The sequence below is a fragment of the Sphingobacterium sp. UBA7249 genome (assembly GCF_002472835.1).
GTDB lineage: Bacteria > Bacteroidota > Bacteroidia > Sphingobacteriales > Sphingobacteriaceae > Sphingobacterium > Sphingobacterium prati.
This window is the reverse complement of record NZ_DKST01000007.1, coordinates 167,443-185,076: the sequence shown is the minus strand read 5'-3', so window position 1 is coordinate 185,076 and position 17,634 is coordinate 167,443. Positions and strand designations below refer to the sequence as shown.

Sequence of the window (17,634 nt, the reverse complement as noted above, 5' to 3'; positions counted from 1 at the left end):
TCTTTGATAAAAGAAAGAGATTGTCATTTTATTGGTTTTAATTTTAATTTAATTATGATAAATATTCCAGCCAAAGGCATGCGTATAGGGATTACCTTTAGTGCTTTTGATTTATTGCATGCCGGGCATATTAAAATGCTTGAAGACGCTAAGCGTCAGTGCGATTTTCTGATCTGCGGCTTACAGACTGATCCAACTTTGGACCGGCCAGAGAAAAATAAGCCCGCGCAGACCGTTGTCGAGCGTTATATTCAGCTTAAAGGGTGCAAATATGTGGATCAGATAGTACCTTATGCTACTGAACAGGATCTTGAGGATGTACTTCGTTCTTTTAATATTGACGTACGTATCGTCGGCGACGAGTATCGGGAGAAAAACTTTACCGGTAGAGCGTATTGCGAGGAAAAAGGAATCGAATTGTATTTCAACAGTCGCGACCATCGGTTCTCTAGTTCTGGTTTGCGTAAAATAGTGGCAAATGCCAATTTAGAAGAACAATCCTTATTGAAATCAGACCTTTCATCAACAATCTAAGAAAATAACTACATGAAAATAGGAATTACTTTTGGTGTATTTGATTTGTTGCACGCCGGTCATATTATGATGCTGGAAGAGGCTAAGCGCCACTGCGATTATTTAATTGTTGGGCTCAATACCGACCCATCGGAAGTATCGCCGGAAAAGGCTAAACCCACACAGACCATTGTTGAGCGATATATCCAGTTGGAGGGCTGCCGTTATGTGGATGAGATTATTCCTTACGAGACTGAGCAAGATCTGATTGACATGATTAAGGCGTTACCAATCAATATGCGTATTATCGGCGAAGAATATCGCGACACTGACTTTTCGGGACGGTCGTATTGTGTAGAAGAAAATATCGAGATCTATTATAATAAACGCACACATCGTTTCTCGAGCTCAGGTTTACGCAAAGTTGTCGCAGATAAAGAAGCAGAGAAAAAATAATATTATGAGCACAATTATCCATGTGGTATTAACGGGGGGCGTAGGGAGTCGTTTATGGCCACTTTCCCGGAAGAGCTACCCAAAGCAGTATCTTTCCTTATTTAAAGATGGCTCCCTGTTTGAAATGACCATTAAGCGCAATCAATCACTATGTGGACAGGTTATCGTGGTAGGCAACTGTGATAATCACAGTTTGAGCCGTGAGGTCATGGAAAACAATAAGGTTGATTATATCGATATTGTCGAGGCGACCCCACGTAATACTGCTGCTGCAATTGCTTTTGCCGCATTCGCGGCTCAGCCCGATGATATCCTTATTGTCACACCTTCGGATCATGTTATTGTAGGTGAGAAGGAATATGCGGAGGCTATAAAAGCTGGTATCGAAAAGGCCAATAAAGGTTATATCGTCACTTTTGGTATACAGCCAACTCGACCAGAAACGGGGTACGGTTACATCGAGTATAAAGATGATAAGGTCCTTTCTTTCCGGGAGAAGCCTAATCAAGATACGGCAGAAGATTTTATTGAGCGGGGTAATTTCCTCTGGAATTCAGGTATGTTCTGTTTCCGCGCGGATACTTTCTTAAGCGAATTGCAGAATTTTGAACCCAAGGTATATGCAACGGCGTTTAATGCCTGGCAACACCGTCAGGATGGGGAGCTTGATTTAACTTTATCTAAGGAGATTCCTTCTATTTCGATTGATTATGCCGTAATGGAGCGATCGAAGAAAATCCGTGTGGTTGCTACGAGTTTTCAATGGTCTGACCTGGGATCTTTTGAGTCCATGTACGATTACTTAAAACAGACCGGGCATCCTGTCGATGAGAATGGTAATATGGTGATCGGTACGGATATTTATACCGCTTTTGTTGGTTTGAGAGACAGTATCTTGGTGCATACAAAAGATGCAATTTTGGTCTTGCAAAAAGAAAAATCGCAGGATGTTAAAAAAATCTACAATACTTTAGAACGTCATCAATCCAAATTGATTGACTAGATTACTAGAATAAAAGCTGAACCTGATCGTTACAGTCCGGCTCAGCTTTTATGATATTATCCTTTTATTAGAACCGATATCCGTAAAGTGCTTGGTTAACAAAAAGTTAATCTTTATGGCTGATTGTTTGCTCGTGCATTCTCAAATGTCCCCTATTTGTCCCTGCCGAGTTAATGTTTAATTAATAGTATTATTATATATTTGGTTAGTATTTAATAGCGTCGGTGCGCAATACTTTAGTCATTTAACTTTAACCAACATATTTAATATGATGACCATAGCCATACTTATTGTTTTATTTTTAGGGGGATATTTTTTCTGGCGGAGAAAACAGCTGGAACAGCGATTTAATAAAAGCGTCGGAATGACTGTCAACTATATGTTTCAGGAGCGCCCCGGGCAGTACAGCGGCGATAGAAATGCCAGAAGTGGTGTATTTATCTTCAAAGCTGAACGAAACGATGACCGGCTGAAGAATATCGTTATCCGAAAAGTAAAACCATTACATTCCGCGTTGGATGTCAATCTTGAGCAAATTTTAGTGATACCATTTGAGCGACAAGATAGCATAAAATCAGATGTTTCAGTACGTTTTAAAGTTAACCGAAGGAGTGCAAAAATTGAAGATTTAAAGGGCGGACGTATAAGTATTTCGGGCGTGTTAAACTTCGAGCAAAACAGACCAGAATCATTTACTGCTATAGTGCCAATTTCGGATCTTTATCAAAGAGCTGAGATCTGATCGATTAAAAAATACTCTTGTTTTATATTTTTTGGATACCTTGTTACAAGGTATCTAAACTTATACCCATTTCAGACTTAATGTTCCACGTGAATTGTAGTGCCGAAACTCTGTGATTCAGGAGGCTAAAAAACGATTTGTCAAAAATAAATAGTTTATTTTTATTATTTAACAATTTATTCATTTGCATAGCAAATCCGGATTGAGTACTTTTGTTACTCATTATTACTAAACCGATGTTGGATTCATTGATTACTTCTAAGACCCGGCTCAAATTGTTGATTAAGTTTTTCGTTTCTGCGAGTAACCAAGGACATTTGAGGGGACTGGCTGATGAATTTCAGGAGTCAACCAATGCGATTCGCAAAGAGCTTAACCAACTTTCAGAAGCAGGCTATTTGGAAAAGAATACATCCAAAAACAAAATTCTGTACCGAGCCAATACTTCCCACTCCTTATTTAAGCCGCTTCAAAGATTAATTCATACCTATTTGGGTATTGATGAAATTGTGGAATATATTCTACAGAAATCCGGAGATATTCAGGAAGTTGGCCTATTAGGCGACTATGCTGCAGGAATAGATTCTGGAGAAATAGATGTGTTAATTTTAGGTGAAAATATAAATCAGGCATATTTATTGCAGTTAGCGGACAAGGTTGGAAAAAAGTTGGATAAGAAAGTGAATCTTTCTTTTGAGAAATCTACAGAAGAGCAACGTTATCTTAGTTTATATACAAATAATTCCAATATATAATACTTTTTATAAAATGAGTAAAATATTAATTACGGGAGGGGCCGGATTTATAGGCTCTAATCTTACAGAGCATTTTTTAGGTAAAGGACATCAAGTGGTTGTCTTGGACAACTTCGCGACTGGTCACCGTCATAACATCGAGCAACATACCAATAATCCAAATTTTAAATTGATTGAAGGTGATATTCGTAACAATAAAGATTGCCAGATAGCTGTAGAGGGAGTTGATTATATATTACATCAAGCAGCATTAGGGTCAGTCCCACGATCGATAAAAGATCCACAGACAACGAACGAAGTAAATGTAACTGGTTTTTTAAATATGCTGGTGGCAGCCCGTGATGCTGGTGTTAAGAGATTTATTTATGCGGCATCATCTTCAACGTATGGCGATTCGGAAAACCTACCAAAAGTAGAAGATATCATTGGTAAGCCATTATCCCCATATGCAATTACAAAATATGTCAATGAATTATATGCGGATATTTTCTCGAAAACTTATGGTTTAGAGACTATAGGACTTCGTTACTTTAATGTATTTGGACGTCGCCAAGATCCCAATGGTGCATATGCAGCGGTAATTCCGTTATTTGTGAAGAAGTTTATGAGTCATGAAAGCCCAGTGATTAATGGTACGGGAGATTATTCACGTGATTTTACTTACATCGACAATGTGATTCAGATGAACGAGCGTGCTATGACAACTAATAATGCAGCTGCCGTTAATACTGTTTACAATACAGCTGTTGGGGACCGTACTACTTTAAACCAATTGGTCGGTTATCTGAAGGAATTTTTGACTGAATATGATGCGCAGATTGCCCAGGTAGAAATAATCCACGGCCCTAATAGGCAAGGGGATATTCCACACTCACTAGCTTCAATTGATAAAGCTCGCCAGTTATTGGATTATGAGCCTACACACGTCATCCGTGAAGGTCTGAAAGAGGCGGTAAAATGGTATTGGGATAATTTAAAATAGATTAATTAGATTAAAAGCATATAGATAATGAAAAAAATAGCTGTAATAGGGTTGGGTTATGTCGGCCTTCCTTTGGCAAGATTGTTCGCAACTAAATTTCCAGTATTAGGATTTGACATTAATCAAAAGCGTATTGACGAATTGCGGTCTGGCAAGGATTTAACCTTAGAGGTTGAGGATGATATTCTTCAGGCGGCATTGGTTAATGAGAATCCATTTGCCACAAATACAAATGGTCTGTATTGTTCGAATCAATTAGCAGATATTGAAGGGGCTAATTTTTATGTAGTTACTGTGCCAACTCCGGTAGATAAAAATAACCGACCAGATTTGACGCCGTTATATAAAGCTTCAGAAACCGTAGGGAAAGTACTGAAAAAAGGAGATATTGTTGTTTACGAATCTACCGTTTATCCAGGTGTGACAGAAGAAGAATGTATTCCGGTTTTGGAAAAAATATCAGGACTAAAATTCAACGAAGATTTCTTCGCAGGTTATTCGCCAGAGCGGATCAATCCAGGTGATAAAGAACATACCGTTGAGAAGATCTTAAAAGTTACTTCTGGCTCCACTCCAGAGATTGGTGAGGAGGTTGATGCTGTTTACAAGGAAGTAATTACCGCAGGTACACACTTAGCTCCTTGTATCAAAGTTGCTGAGGCCGCTAAGGTAATTGAAAATTCACAACGTGATATCAATATTGCGTTTGTCAATGAATTAGCCAAGATCTTTAATATCTTGAACATTGATACCCATGCTGTATTAGAAGCTGCTGGAACGAAGTGGAATTTCTTGCCGTTTAAACCAGGTTTGGTTGGCGGTCACTGTATCGGTGTAGATCCATATTATTTAGCACAAAAAGCACAAGAGCATGGTTATCATCCAGAAATTATTTTGGCAGGTCGTCGTTTAAATGACTCTATGGGCGAGTATGTAGCTTCGCAAGTTGTTAAAACCATGATCAAGAAAGGTATTAATGTAAATGGCGCAGAAGTCGTAATGCTTGGTGTGACGTTTAAAGAGAATTGTCCAGATGTACGTAATACAAAAATTGTTGACGTCATTACTGCTTTAGAAGATTATGGTGTGAAGGTAACTACTTATGATCCATGGGCAAATCCAGCTGAAGTTAAACACGAATATGGAATTGAGAGCGTGACAGAATTACCCGCGGCTAAATTTGATGCAATTGTATTGGGGGTTGCACATGAAGAGTTTTTGAATATTCAACTTAGTGATTTGAAAAAAGAATCAGCTATTGTTTATGATGTGAAAGGAATTATTTCTGAACAGGCGGATAATAGACTTTAAAATAGAAAATGTCAAGTTCAAAAACAATAGCAAAAAATACCCTCTTTCTTTATGTGCGAATGTTTTTTAATATGGGAGTATCTCTTTATACATCTCGTATTATTCTTAGAACACTAGGGGTTGATGATTATGGTATTTATAATTTGGTTGGGGGAGTTGTAGTTTTGTTTTCTTTTTTGAATGCAGCTATGTCATCTTCAACTCAGCGATTTTTGAATTTCGAAATTGCTCAAGGAAATCTATTAAAAGTTAATAGGTTATTCTGTACAAGTTTTAATATTCATCTCTTAATCAGTTTCGTTGTATTGCTTTTAGGAGAAACAATAGGTTTATGGTTTTTAAATCATAAATTAAATATTCCAGAAGATAGGCTGTATGCAGCGAATTGGGTCTATCAGATGTCATTGCTTACGACTATTATCGATATTACTCGGATACCATATAATGCAGTGATTATAGCTTATCAAAGGATGTCTTTTTATGCCTATGTCGGCATTTTGGAAACAATATTAAAATTAGTGATTGTATACCTCTTGCTGGTTTTCAATGGATATGACCGATTAATAGTTTATGGCATCCTTTTAATGATTGTTAATTTTATGATTAATATAATATACAGATGGTTCTGTATTAAGAAATATAACGCACAATCTATCTATCGTTTTGTGTACGATAAAAAATTAATGTTATCAATGGCATCTTTTTCAGGATGGAACCTTTTAGGGCAAGTAGCTAATGTTGGTGCAAGTCAAGGTATTGGGATGATATTAAACATTTTTTTGGGGGTTACGCTAAATGCTGCGGTAGGAATTGCGAATCAGGTTAATGCGGCGATATATAGTTTTGTGAGTAACTTTCAAGTAGCTTTTAATCCGCAAATTACTCAAACATATGCAAAGGGAGAATTTGAAAGACATAACAATTTAATATTGACAACGTCTAAGATGTCGTTTTTTCTATTAGCATTCTTAGCTTTTCCTATTTTAGTAAATACAGATTTTGTACTTCAGTTATGGTTGGGAGATAACATACCAAGCTATGTACGAGAGTTTACGCAGATTATTATTTTTATATCTCTTATTGATGCCTTGAGTGGGCCATTTTGGATTGCGGCGCACGCAATAGGCAACATAAAAAAATATCAAATAATATTATCGCTAATTCTCTTGCTTAATTTACCTTTGGTATATTTATCATTAAAACTCGGTTTATCTCCTACTTACGCTTTTTTATGGAAATTTTTACTGAATATCTTGGCTTTTTGTTATCGATTCTGGTATATTAAAAATAGAAATCATCTAGACAAAAAGAAGAGCTTAAGTTTCTTGTTTGTCGCAGTAATTACATTAATATTAATTGTAGGCATGACAAACTATTCATGTTATTCGTTCACAAATAATAATTATCTAAATTTTGCTATAAAATGTGTTTTGGTTGAATTTATACTATTTACAATTGCAGTATGTATAGGATTAAATAAAAAAGAAAGAGAACAAATTGTTGTATTTATTAAACGTAAAATAAGTAAAAATTGATATTATGATAAAGACACTAGTTGCAAAAATGAGATCGCTGAAAAGAATCATTTTGAATAGACTACAACTAAGTCAAATTGCGAAGAATCTTGTCGCAGATAGTGTGGGACAAAAGAGAATTTTTCTGTTTCAGACTCCAACACATTCTAACATTGGGGACCATGCTATTGCAGCGGCGGAAATTGATTTTTTTAAGCATTATTATTCTGATTATAAGCTTATTGAGATTAATCAGTCGCAGATGATAAATTTCGTTAAAAAGTATAGAGCCCTGATTAAACAAGAAGACATAGTAACATTACATGGTGGAGGAAATTTTGGTAATGAATATATGGCAGAAGAAAAGCTAAGAAGGTTTTTAGTTGGGAATTTTCCCGACAATAAAATTGTTGTTTTACCTCAAACTATTTATTATTTTAACAACGACGAAGGTCAAAGGGAATTAAAAATTACACAAGATATTTTTTCAAAACACCCAAAGCTTACATTGACAGCTAGAGAAAGTATTTCGTACGAATTGATGAAAGAGTATTTTCCAAATAACAACGTGATACTTACTCCGGATATCGTATTGTTTACATCACAGATATTATCTCAAAAAAGATCTTATGGATTGGAGGTGATTAGGCAAGACCAAGAGTCAATATTGTCAGAAGAAGATAAGAAAGAAGTGAAAAAATTATTAACAAGTAATTTTAAACAAGTAATTTCATCTGACATGCATGTTAAGGACTTCAGGTCCATCAATACTGTGAACGAAAGAGCACAAATTTTAGAAGGTAAGTTTAAACAATTTCGCTCAGCAAAGATTGCTATTACTGATCGTTTGCACGGAATGGTGTTTGCCGCGATTACAGGTACACCCTGTATTGTTTTTAGTAATTATAATCAAAAGGTGACAGGAACATATGATTGGATTAAGGACTTAAAATATATCAAATTCGTTAAAAACGTTGAGGAAGCAAAATTGGCTTTTGATGAATTGATCCAGTTAGAAGATTACCAAATGTATGACAATTCGAAATTGCTCGAAAAATACAATCCTTTAAAACAAGCTATCGATGAATAAACCATTAATTTCTGTAATTGTACCCATATATAATGTGGAAGAGTTCCTTCCTATTTGTATTGATTCTATTTTGGCTCAAACTTATGAAAGAATGGAAATCATTCTAGTCGATGATGGGTCGCCTGATGGCTGTGGCGCAATATGTGATGAGTATGCAGATAAAGATAACAGAATTGTTGTTATTCATAAAGAAAACGGTGGTTTATCAGACGCACGGAATGCCGGGCTGGAGGTCGCCAAAGGGGAATATATATGGTTTGTCGATAGTGACGATTATATACTATGTGATTGTTTAGAAGATTTTATGTCAGAGATTCATAAGAATTCACTAGACTTGCTTTCTTTTGGTTTTCAGAGAGTTACTGCAGAAGGACGAACGTTGCCAACAAAAATTAATTATAACACTAACACATTTATAATTGATGGTGTCGAGTTGTTAAATAATTACACAGTTATATCCAATGCTTGGATGTACATATATAAGAAGGAAATCATTGATAATAATAACATCAGATTTATAAAAGGTATATATCATGAAGACGAAGCTTTTACAACAATCTATATCTCTTATGTACAAAAGTATAAACATCTTGGAGATGCTGTAGCTTATGCCTATTTATCTAGGCCGGAATCAATTATCAATACTTCAGATTATAATAAAAAAGTCAAACGATTAGTAGATATGGTAGTTGTGGTAGATGCTATAAACCTAATACGAATAAAAACTTCAGGACTTCTTTATCGCGGTCTATCTCGTAAATCTGAACAACTGTTAATATCAATATTTTTAAGAATGAAAAATGAGAAAATAAAAAGGGAAGATATGGAAAATATTGTTAATAAGCTAAAAGACATTGGTCTTTATCCGTTGGCTATAAAGAGTGAGCGTTTGAAATTCAGAATTTTGGGTAGGCTGCTTAACAATAGATTTTTTCTTAAAATATTTCATCATTGATGCAAGAGATTTATTTTATACAAGGATATTATTATTATCTGCTGTTCTTTCTATTAGCTACGGTTGGGACTTCATTTTTTAGCTATTTTGATAAGAAGCAAATCAATAACCTGCAATTTTTTATATTGATCTGTTTTTCTTTGTTTACAGTGTTTTATATTGGCGATAGAGATAATGAAATCGGCGTAGATACATATAATTACAGTCGTGCTTTTGAGTTATATAGAAAATCTGATACGTTTTTTATAAAGAAAGATTTCTTTTTCGACTTCTTTACTTACTGCGTCTCGAAAATATTTGATTTTAATTTTTTTTTGAAAATATGTGCATTTTTGTATGTATTTGGAGCCTTTATTGGTCTGAAAAAAATATTTAAAGAGAATTTTTATTTACCATTTCTTTTATTTATTGTTTCACCGTATTTCTTCCAATTTGGAATAAATGTAATGCGTAATGGAATTGCCGCATCTTTATTAATGATTGTAATTGCATACTATTATAATGGAGAAAAGAGATGGAAAATAATAACAGTTACAATTCTCTCGTTGGGGTTCCATATTTCAATGATTATTCCTATTTTAATGTTTTTTATAGCAAAATATTTAAAAAAAATAGAGTTAATACTGCTTATTTGGCTTGGTGCAATTGGCATTAGTTTGTTGAAGATTAATATAATGGCTCCAATTGCTAACTTAATGTTAGATTTTTCTGATCGTGTCGGAAGTTATGCGGAAAGTAGTGATGAAAGTAGCTCTTGGGGTAATTTTTTAGTTTTTGGTGCATTCCCTGTCTTATTCGCTGTTTATATGATAGTGTATAAGAAATTTAGGAATGTTTTTTATTTAGAATTAACAAAAACTTATATGCTAACACATACAATCTATATTGTTCTTATAAACACTACTTATGCATTACGATTTGGTTATCTTGCAGAATTCATGATGTCTATTTTGCTGTTTTTTCCATTGATAGATAATTCTGGTCTAAAAATAAGTTTTGTTAGGTTTAAATTAAGTTTGTTTATATTAGTTGTTTTTTTGGTTAAAGGTTATAAAATATTGGTAGTTTAAGATGATGATAACAGTTTTTACAGCAACCTATAATAGAGCTGACACCTTGCCACGCTTATATGATTCTCTATTACAACAAATATCAAAAGATTTTGAGTGGTTAATTGTTGATGATGGTAGTACAGATAATACGGAATATCTGGTTAAAGAATGGATTGATGAGGGGAAAATTTCTGTTACATATTTTAAGCAAGAAAATGGCGGTAAGCATAGAGCTATTAATAAGGGGGTAGATCTAGCAAATGGAGTTCTCTTCTTCATTGTTGACAGCGATGATTATCTTCCAATGAATAGCTTAATGTTGGTTGAAAATTACTATTCACAGATTAAAAATAATGATGAATTCATTGGTGTAGTAGGTTTTAACGCATATCCGGATGGTGAATTAATGGGTCAGAATATGTTTCCTGAGGCAATAACTGACTCTAATTTAATTGAAAGAAGGGAGAAATTTGGAGTAAAAGCTGATATGGCTAAGGTATTGATTACAGAAAAATTTCGCTCCTTTAAATTTCCGGATATTATCGGTGAAAAGTTTGTTGCGGAATCTCTTGTTTGGAATAGGATGGCAATACAATATAAATTCAGATATTTTAATGAAGTGATTTATATTGCTGAATACATGGAAGGAGGGCTTTCTAATAATAGTATAAGAAATAGGAGGAAAAATCCAAAATATACCACATTGTTATATCAAGAATTATCAAAAAATCCTATGGCTCCGCTAAAATTGAGATTTCGGGCGTTAATCAATTTTTGGAGATTTGCATTATGTAAATCTAGTAATATCTTCGAGCTATTAAAGGAAGTGCATTTTTCCATGTTAGCCGTTATCGCACTTCCATTAGGTGTAGTGTTATCTTTTAAAGATAGATTTATGCAGGATGTAAATATTAAAAAAATCAAATAATGCAGGGTAGAAAAATATTTAAATATGTAAAACCGCTTTTGAATACTTGTTCGGCAATTCTTAGATTTTTCCCGGCTTTTGTAAATTACTTTCTATGGGATTTGTTTTCTAATTTTGGAGGAAAGTTATTTTGTGGACTGAGATTTATTCTTGCTAAAGCAATTTGTAAAAATGTTGGAGATAATGTCTATTTTGGAAAGTATGTTATACTGAAAAATGCAAAACACATTTCGATTGGAAATAATGTTAGTATCCATGATTACTGTTATATCGAGGGAGCCGGAGAATTAAATATCGGAGATAATGTTTCGATTGCTCACAATTGCTCAATATTAACGTCAAATCATACATGGGCTAATGTGGATATACCAATTAAATATAATAAAGAGGTTTTTGAAAAGGTAATTATTGAAAATGATGTTTGGGTTGGATGTGGTGTGAGAATTCTTGCAGGAGTTTTGATTAAAAGAAGAAGCATCATCGCGGCTGGATGTGTTGTCAATCGAGATGTGGAGAGTCATACAATAGTGGGAGGAGTACCTAATAAATTTTTAAAAAAAATAGACTAATTATGAAAATATTTGCTTTGTTAATTGTTGTGTTTTCTAGTATATGTGGAGCTTGTTCACAGCCAGTGTTTCGATATAGCACTAATTTACAGCCTAAAAAGGTTTCTGTATCTACGGAAATACAAGGACGCCAGTTCGTAGAGATAGTAAATTATCTTCCTCCAAATCATGTGAAAGATGGAAGTGTTGATTATACTAATTTCATACAAAAGGCAATTTCGGAAAATTCTTATGTAAAAATGCCAAATTTTCCGATTCAAATAAATGATAATGGGATACATCTTTCAAACAATAGTATAATAGTATTTAATGAAAAATCGAAATTATATCTCAAGCCCTCGAGAAAACAACAGTTCGCAATGTTAAAAATTGAAAACAAGAAGAATGTAACGTTGATTAATCCAGTACTTGAAGGTGACCGTAAAAAACATCTGGGAAGTGGAGGAGAATGGGGGATGGGAATTAGTATCTTATCGTCATCCAACGTAAAAATATTAAACCCATCAATTAGGAACTGTTGGGGTGATGGTATTTACATTAATCGCCTTTCAGGAAATAAAAATTCCGACAACATTATTATAAATGGAGGAATGATGGATTTTAATCGTAGAAATGGAATTTCTATTATCAGTGGATCTAATATTTATATTAAAAATATCCTATTATCCAACCAAAGCGGTACCTTACCAATGGCAGGATTGGCTATTGAACCAAATAATAGTAATGATATATTAAAAGGGATACATTTGGATAATATCGTGACTCATAACAACAATGAATCGGGAATTGGTATAGTATTGGTTAAACTAATTGGGAATTCACTTAAAACAGTCTCTATTGATGTCAATAATCATATAGATAATGGATCTAAAAATAGTGTATTGATTTCGGGGCTCAAAAGTAAATATCAAAGCCAAATTAAGAAGATAGGGGGAAATATTTCCTTTAATAGCTGTGTTTGGAATGGAAAATCAAACGCAGCTAGAATTGGTAGCAACTTTAATTATATGCCAACATTAACTATTTCTAAGGTGAGATCGACTGATAAGAAGTTACCTCAATTAAAACGGGATCTAAAAGCACGACGAATTTCCGTAATCAATTAACGAGATCTATAAACTATGGAAGCTTATTTGTAATTCAGGAAGACAATAAAAGAGTAGATATTTTAATCACAGTCAGTTATTATTTTCATATTGTTATTAGGCAGTTCTTCAAATTAGAAGTGAGCTACCGCTGAAGGGGCTTATTTGTATTATCTACGGCTAAGAAAATAGTGTCTTGTGTTTCAACTAAGAAATGTGATCAAATTTTATGATTAAATTATTAAGGATAACAACAGTTTCTCATTCATTAGATCTGTTGTTAAAAAACCAACTTAGATATGTTGGGGAAAAAGACATCGAAGTAACTATTGCATGTACTAAAGATGAGAGGATCAGAGAGATACAAGAAAGAGAGAAAGTGGACTACTGTGAGTTGAAATTGACTCGCACATTAAATCCTTTCAAAGATTTACTTTCATTATTCGCTGCAATTAAAATTATCAGGAAACTAAGACCTGATGTTGTTCATACACATTCTCCAAAGGCTGGCATCATTGGCATGTTGGCCGCTTGGATCTGTAATGTCCCTTTAAAAGTGCATACCGTAGCAGGGCTACCATTGATGGAAACTGAAGGTTTAAAAAGGCAGATGTTAATTCTAGTAGAAAAAGTTACCTATTTATGTGCCGATTATGTTTTACCTAATTCGTTTCGACAAAAAGAATTTATTGAAGACAAAATTTATACAGGAGATAAGCTCCAGGTTATTGGTAAAGGAAGCTCCAATGGAATAGATTTAACATATTTCAATCCCGATTTATTCAACTCTGTTTATTGTGAAAATTTCCGTAGTGGTCTCAATATAGAGAAAGATGATATTGTTTACTGTTTTGTTGGAAGATTAGCATATTATAAAGGAGTCAATGAATTAATAACGGCTTTTTGCACTTTGAATAATAAATATGCTAATGTCAAACTTCTTCTTGTAGGCCCTTTTGAAGAATTGAATCCTTTAAAAGACAGTACTTTAGAACTGCTCAAATCGAACAAAAGTATTATTTCTGTAGGGCATCAGAATGATATTCGCCCTTATTTAGCGATATCTGATATATTTGTGTTCCCAAGTTATCGAGAAGGATTTCCTCAATCATTAATGCAGGCAGCGGCAATGAATCTAGCCTGCATTGCTACTAATATCAATGGTTGTAACGAAATTATTGAAGATAATGTAAGTGGGGTTTTAATTAGTCCTAAAAGTTCAGAGGAAATTTTAGACAAGTGTGAATTTTTATATTTAAATTGGGAATTTAGGATCAAGATTTCGAAGAATGCTAGATATAATATGGTTCAAAACTTTGAGCAAAAAAAATTCTGGGATAAGTTAATAGACTTTTATAAGGAAAAGTTGAAGCAGAGATGATAAATGTTATATTGGGCTGTTCGGGCTTCATCGGAAAAAATTTACTTAATTCGCTATCTGATTCTGTTGGATTATCATTAAGACGTCAAGATTGGAAAGATAAATTGGCTGCTAGTAATGTTAACGCTATAATTAATTTAGTCGGGAAAGCTCATGACCACAGTGGGAGGTCTGTTGAGAGTGACTATTATTATGCCAATGTAGAATTGACAAAGCAGATCTTTAAAGAATTTTTGAGATCTTCTGCTAAACTTCTAATTCATGTTAGTTCAATTGCATCCCAAGAGGAATTTGAATCTCTTCAGCCGCTGAATGAGACAGATGAATGCCGTCCTGTTTCCTGGTATGGACAATCTAAACGCCAAGCAGAAGAGTGGTTGTTACAGCAAGAAATTCCAGTAGGTAAAAAGGTAATAATCATTCGCCCACCTATGGTTCACGGACCTGGAGATAAAGGGAATTTAGGTTTATTATACAAAATGATTTCAAAGGGAGTCCCATATCCTCTAGCCTCTTTTGATAATGTTCGTTCCTTTATTGCTATCGATAATTTGGTTTTTTTTATTCAAAAAATTATCGAAAAAATGAATAGTCTGGATACAGGGATTTATCATGTAGCGGACAACGAGCCTGTTTCCACTAGAGAAATCATAACGATAATAAAGAATGTTACAGGAAAAACTGTTCCAGATTTAGCGCTTCCTAAATTTTTTGTGAAAAGTATTGCTAAGATAGGGGACTTCATTCCCATCCCGTTAAATAGTAAGCGTCTAAAAAAAATGACAAGTAACTTGCTAGTTTCTAATAATAGGATTAAACAGCTATTAGATATTGATTGCTTGCCAATGACAGCACAATTAGGAATAAAAAAAACAATCGAATCATTTCGATAGATATAAATTATATAAAATTATTTTATAAAAATGACATATATTTTAGTGTTGATTGCAATGTTTATCTTAGAGCTTTTTTATTTCAAAATAGCAGATCGTTTTAATATTATTGACAAGCCAAATGAGAGATCATCACATTCTTCGATTACATTAAGAGGCGGGGGTATTGTTTTTTATCTTGCTGCCTTGACGTATTTTATTTCATCGGGGTTTCAATATCCATATTTTTTTATTGGATTGACATTGATGACAGTTATCTCTTTTCTAGATGATGTTTTTACTTTGTCTAATAGAATACGACTATTGATACATTTTTCATCTGTGCTTCTTATGGCATATCAGTTAGATCTATTTGATATGTCTTGGTATTATTTGTTAGGTGGATTTGTTGTTGTCGTTGGGGTTATTAATGCATACAATTTCATGGACGGTATTAATGGTATAACCGCCTGTTATAGCTTGGCAGTAGGTGGTTTACTCTTAATTGTCAATCAAACTATACATTTTATTGAAAATGATTTATTGCTTTTTTCTTTAATAGGAGTGATGGTTTTTGCTTTTTTTAATTTTAGAATTAAAGCAAAATGTTTTGCTGGAGATGTTGGCTCTGTGGCCATCGCTTATATTTTACTCTTTGCATTAGGTTTATTAATCTTAAAAACGACTAATCTCATTTATATATTATTTTTAGCTGTTTACGGTATAGATACAGTATGGACAATTATAGGAAGATTGTATCGAAAAGAAAATATTTTCAAAGCACACCGATCACATTTGTATCAATTTTTAGGAAATGAGGTTGGAATAAATAAACTACTTATTTCTTTTATATATGGACTAATTCAAATTTGCATAGGTTGTTTAGTTATATGGTTTTCGAATGAAGATACTAATACACAAATATTATTTTCTATTACAGTCTTGTTTGGATTGAGTATGATTTATTTAGGTATAAAAAATTATGTTATTAAAAGGTTTGTAGCACATTAATATATATTATGGCAAATATAAGTACTATACAAGGTGGGAAAGCTGAAGATCACCGAGGGCAAATTCGATTTGTGAATGATTTTGATATGTCTTTGGTTAAAAGATTTTATATTATTAAAAATTTAGATACAGAGTTAATTCGAGGATGGCGCGCCCATCGAGTAGAACAACGTTGGTTTTATGTTCTTTCAGGAGCTTTCTCTATTGATTTAATCGAAATTGATAATTGGGAAACTCCTGATCCATGCCTTCCTGTAATAAATAAAATATTGACGGCTAACGAAATGCGATTGTTACATGTTTCGGCAGGATTTGGTACAGCTTTTAGAGCATTGGAACCTGGGAGCGAACTATTAGTATATGCAGATCGCTCTATTGCCGATGCATCATTAGATGATTATACTTGGCATACTAATTACTTTTTAAATTATCAACCATAGTGTCTGTCTCTTACAATTTAAATTTAAACATATTCTGTTTTTTATATATTTGGGCATGGCTTTTGATAACAATGGTTTTTGACAATAGATATTATTTTATTTTAAAATTGCATCTTTACACCTAATTTGGATAAATAAATATATTTTTGTTGATAAATTACTAAGAAATTATAATATATAAATACGCATGCGATTATTTTCAAAGTATGGTCTATTCCTGGCATTATTTGCTCTAATTTTAATAATGTTTGGTTCCTGTGGTTCCCGTAAGAACATGGTCTATTTACAGCCTGATTCGAGCCAAATAAATACGTTGTATGAACAATACGTGCCCAAGATTCAGATTAACGATATCTTGACCGTTGTTGTTACAGCAGCCGACCCTAAGGTGACAACACCATTTAATCCTGTAAGTTCAATGACAAGCGGTACCTTAACGCAGCAAACTGATATGGCTCTTCGCCCCACTTATACGGTTAACGATGAGGGAGATATCACCTTGCCTATGTTAGGAAAGGTTCATGTTGCAGGTTTAACTCGTGTCCAAGCTATAGAGAAACTGAGAATTGAGTTAGCTCAGTATATAAAGGACCCAGGTGTAAATATAAATTTTAATAATTTTCGGATTTCCGTGTTAGGAGAGGTAGCTCGTCCTGGATCGTTTACCTTACCAACGGAAAGAGTGACTGTATTAGAAGCTTTAGGAATGGCTGGCGATTTGACCATTCGTGGACTTCGTGAGAATATCATGTTGATTCGAGAAGTGAACGGACAAAAAACAATGCATCGCTTGGACTTAACTCAACAAAACACATTAAATTCGCCATATTATTATTTAGCGCAAAATGATGTCATTTATGTCGAACCAAATAAAGCGCAAATCAACAATTCGAAATTGGGAGCAAATACTAATATCATTATTTCGATTGCAAGCTTATTAATTACAGTGATTTCAGTATTGACCCGATAATAAAT

19 protein-coding genes are annotated in these 17,634 nt (G+C 33.8%); all 19 read left to right on the top strand.

Annotated elements, in window-relative coordinates:
* The first annotated feature begins 54 nt into the window (after positions 1-54).
* On the top strand, positions 55-534 hold the full coding sequence (locus B4A24_RS04800; protein ID WP_293943144.1) for an adenylyltransferase/cytidyltransferase family protein: 480 nt from the start codon (positions 55-57) through the stop codon (positions 532-534).
* A gap of 12 nt (positions 535-546) precedes the next feature.
* Positions 547-969, top strand: a complete 423-nt coding sequence (locus B4A24_RS04795; RefSeq protein WP_293943143.1) for an adenylyltransferase/cytidyltransferase family protein — start codon at positions 547-549, stop codon at positions 967-969.
* Between the two features lie 4 nt (positions 970-973).
* Complete coding sequence (locus B4A24_RS04790; protein WP_293943141.1) at positions 974-1,972, top strand: mannose-1-phosphate guanylyltransferase; 999 nt, start codon at positions 974-976, stop codon at positions 1,970-1,972.
* A 268-nt stretch (positions 1,973-2,240) separates the two neighbouring features.
* The gene (locus B4A24_RS04785; protein WP_293943139.1) at positions 2,241-2,714 is read left to right on the top strand and encodes a hypothetical protein; all 474 of its coding nucleotides are present in this window, start codon (positions 2,241-2,243) and stop codon (positions 2,712-2,714) included.
* 236 nt (positions 2,715-2,950) lie between these two features.
* Positions 2,951-3,469 (top strand): ArsR family transcriptional regulator, encoded by a 519-nt coding sequence (locus B4A24_RS04780; RefSeq protein WP_293943137.1) that lies wholly within the window; start codon positions 2,951-2,953, stop codon positions 3,467-3,469.
* A 13-nt stretch (positions 3,470-3,482) separates the two neighbouring features.
* Positions 3,483-4,451 carry an SDR family oxidoreductase gene (locus B4A24_RS04775; RefSeq protein ID WP_293943135.1) on the top strand — a complete coding sequence of 323 codons (969 nt, stop codon included), beginning with the start codon at positions 3,483-3,485 and terminating at the stop codon, positions 4,449-4,451.
* Between the two features lie 27 nt (positions 4,452-4,478).
* Positions 4,479-5,762, top strand: coding sequence for a nucleotide sugar dehydrogenase (locus tag B4A24_RS04770; RefSeq protein WP_293943133.1), 1,284 nt, complete (start codon positions 4,479-4,481; stop codon positions 5,760-5,762).
* An 8-nt stretch (positions 5,763-5,770) separates the two neighbouring features.
* The gene (locus tag B4A24_RS04765; protein ID WP_293943131.1) at positions 5,771-7,297 is read left to right on the top strand and encodes an MATE family efflux transporter; all 1,527 of its coding nucleotides are present in this window, start codon (positions 5,771-5,773) and stop codon (positions 7,295-7,297) included.
* Between the two features lie 4 nt (positions 7,298-7,301).
* A complete protein-coding gene (locus tag B4A24_RS04760) occupies positions 7,302-8,366 on the top strand; it encodes a polysaccharide pyruvyl transferase family protein (RefSeq protein ID WP_293943129.1) in 1,065 nt (354 codons plus the stop codon).
* Positions 8,359-9,321 (top strand): glycosyltransferase, encoded by a 963-nt coding sequence (locus B4A24_RS04755; protein ID WP_293943127.1) that lies wholly within the window; start codon positions 8,359-8,361, stop codon positions 9,319-9,321. Before B4A24_RS04760 ends, B4A24_RS04755 begins: the two co-directional genes overlap by 8 nt.
* The gene (locus tag B4A24_RS04750; RefSeq protein ID WP_293943125.1) at positions 9,321-10,391 is read left to right on the top strand and encodes an EpsG family protein; all 1,071 of its coding nucleotides are present in this window, start codon (positions 9,321-9,323) and stop codon (positions 10,389-10,391) included. The genes B4A24_RS04755 and B4A24_RS04750 overlap by 1 nt, the downstream gene beginning before the upstream one ends.
* Position 10,392: 1 nt before the next feature.
* Positions 10,393-11,301: a glycosyltransferase family 2 protein gene (locus tag B4A24_RS04745; protein ID WP_293943123.1), complete on the top strand. Its 909-nt coding sequence runs from the start codon at positions 10,393-10,395 to the stop codon at positions 11,299-11,301.
* Positions 11,301-11,870, top strand: a complete 570-nt coding sequence (locus B4A24_RS04740; protein ID WP_293943121.1) for an acyltransferase — start codon at positions 11,301-11,303, stop codon at positions 11,868-11,870. The genes B4A24_RS04745 and B4A24_RS04740 overlap by 1 nt, the downstream gene beginning before the upstream one ends.
* Positions 11,871-11,872: 2 nt before the next feature.
* A complete protein-coding gene (locus tag B4A24_RS04735) occupies positions 11,873-12,976 on the top strand; it encodes a right-handed parallel beta-helix repeat-containing protein (RefSeq protein ID WP_293943119.1) in 1,104 nt (367 codons plus the stop codon).
* 208 nt (positions 12,977-13,184) lie between these two features.
* Complete coding sequence (locus tag B4A24_RS04730; RefSeq protein WP_293943117.1) at positions 13,185-14,336, top strand: glycosyltransferase family 4 protein; 1,152 nt, start codon at positions 13,185-13,187, stop codon at positions 14,334-14,336.
* Positions 14,333-15,229 (top strand): NAD-dependent epimerase/dehydratase family protein, encoded by an 897-nt coding sequence (locus B4A24_RS04725; protein ID WP_293943115.1) that lies wholly within the window; start codon positions 14,333-14,335, stop codon positions 15,227-15,229. Before B4A24_RS04730 ends, B4A24_RS04725 begins: the two co-directional genes overlap by 4 nt.
* A gap of 30 nt (positions 15,230-15,259) precedes the next feature.
* The gene (locus tag B4A24_RS04720; protein WP_293943113.1) at positions 15,260-16,219 is read left to right on the top strand and encodes a UDP-GlcNAc--UDP-phosphate GlcNAc-1-phosphate transferase; all 960 of its coding nucleotides are present in this window, start codon (positions 15,260-15,262) and stop codon (positions 16,217-16,219) included.
* A gap of 8 nt (positions 16,220-16,227) precedes the next feature.
* On the top strand, positions 16,228-16,659 hold the full coding sequence (locus tag B4A24_RS04715) for a WxcM-like domain-containing protein (protein ID WP_293943111.1): 432 nt from the start codon (positions 16,228-16,230) through the stop codon (positions 16,657-16,659).
* A 187-nt stretch (positions 16,660-16,846) separates the two neighbouring features.
* Positions 16,847-17,629: a polysaccharide biosynthesis/export family protein gene (locus B4A24_RS04710; RefSeq protein WP_293943110.1), complete on the top strand. Its 783-nt coding sequence runs from the start codon at positions 16,847-16,849 to the stop codon at positions 17,627-17,629.
* The last annotated feature ends 5 nt before the right edge of the window (positions 17,630-17,634 follow it).

Bases quoted from the DNA above. Each gene is read 5' to 3' on its own strand.
- B4A24_RS04740 (WP_293943121.1), top strand. From the start codon at position 11,301: ATGCAGGGTAGAAAAATATTTAAATATGTAAAACCGCTTTTGAATACT.
- B4A24_RS04770 (WP_293943133.1), top strand. From the start codon at position 4,479: ATGAAAAAAATAGCTGTAATAGGGTTGGGTTATGTCGGCCTTCCTTTG.
- B4A24_RS04750 (WP_293943125.1), top strand. From the start codon at position 9,321: ATGCAAGAGATTTATTTTATACAAGGATATTATTATTATCTGCTGTTC.
- B4A24_RS04785 (WP_293943139.1), top strand. From the start codon at position 2,241: ATGATGACCATAGCCATACTTATTGTTTTATTTTTAGGGGGATATTTT.
- B4A24_RS04780 (WP_293943137.1), top strand. From the start codon at position 2,951: ATGTTGGATTCATTGATTACTTCTAAGACCCGGCTCAAATTGTTGATT.
- B4A24_RS04775 (WP_293943135.1), top strand. From the start codon at position 3,483: ATGAGTAAAATATTAATTACGGGAGGGGCCGGATTTATAGGCTCTAAT.
- B4A24_RS04720 (WP_293943113.1), top strand. From the start codon at position 15,260: ATGACATATATTTTAGTGTTGATTGCAATGTTTATCTTAGAGCTTTTT.
- B4A24_RS04760 (WP_293943129.1), top strand. From the start codon at position 7,302: ATGATAAAGACACTAGTTGCAAAAATGAGATCGCTGAAAAGAATCATT.
- B4A24_RS04730 (WP_293943117.1), top strand. From the start codon at position 13,185: ATGATTAAATTATTAAGGATAACAACAGTTTCTCATTCATTAGATCTG.
- B4A24_RS04795 (WP_293943143.1), top strand. From the start codon at position 547: ATGAAAATAGGAATTACTTTTGGTGTATTTGATTTGTTGCACGCCGGT.
- B4A24_RS04745 (WP_293943123.1), top strand. From the start codon at position 10,393: ATGATGATAACAGTTTTTACAGCAACCTATAATAGAGCTGACACCTTG.
- B4A24_RS04715 (WP_293943111.1), top strand. From the start codon at position 16,228: ATGGCAAATATAAGTACTATACAAGGTGGGAAAGCTGAAGATCACCGA.
- B4A24_RS04710 (WP_293943110.1), top strand. From the start codon at position 16,847: ATGCGATTATTTTCAAAGTATGGTCTATTCCTGGCATTATTTGCTCTA.
- B4A24_RS04765 (WP_293943131.1), top strand. From the start codon at position 5,771: ATGTCAAGTTCAAAAACAATAGCAAAAAATACCCTCTTTCTTTATGTG.
- B4A24_RS04790 (WP_293943141.1), top strand. From the start codon at position 974: ATGAGCACAATTATCCATGTGGTATTAACGGGGGGCGTAGGGAGTCGT.
- B4A24_RS04725 (WP_293943115.1), top strand. From the start codon at position 14,333: ATGATAAATGTTATATTGGGCTGTTCGGGCTTCATCGGAAAAAATTTA.
- B4A24_RS04755 (WP_293943127.1), top strand. From the start codon at position 8,359: ATGAATAAACCATTAATTTCTGTAATTGTACCCATATATAATGTGGAA.
- B4A24_RS04800 (WP_293943144.1), top strand. From the start codon at position 55: ATGATAAATATTCCAGCCAAAGGCATGCGTATAGGGATTACCTTTAGT.
- B4A24_RS04735 (WP_293943119.1), top strand. From the start codon at position 11,873: ATGAAAATATTTGCTTTGTTAATTGTTGTGTTTTCTAGTATATGTGGA.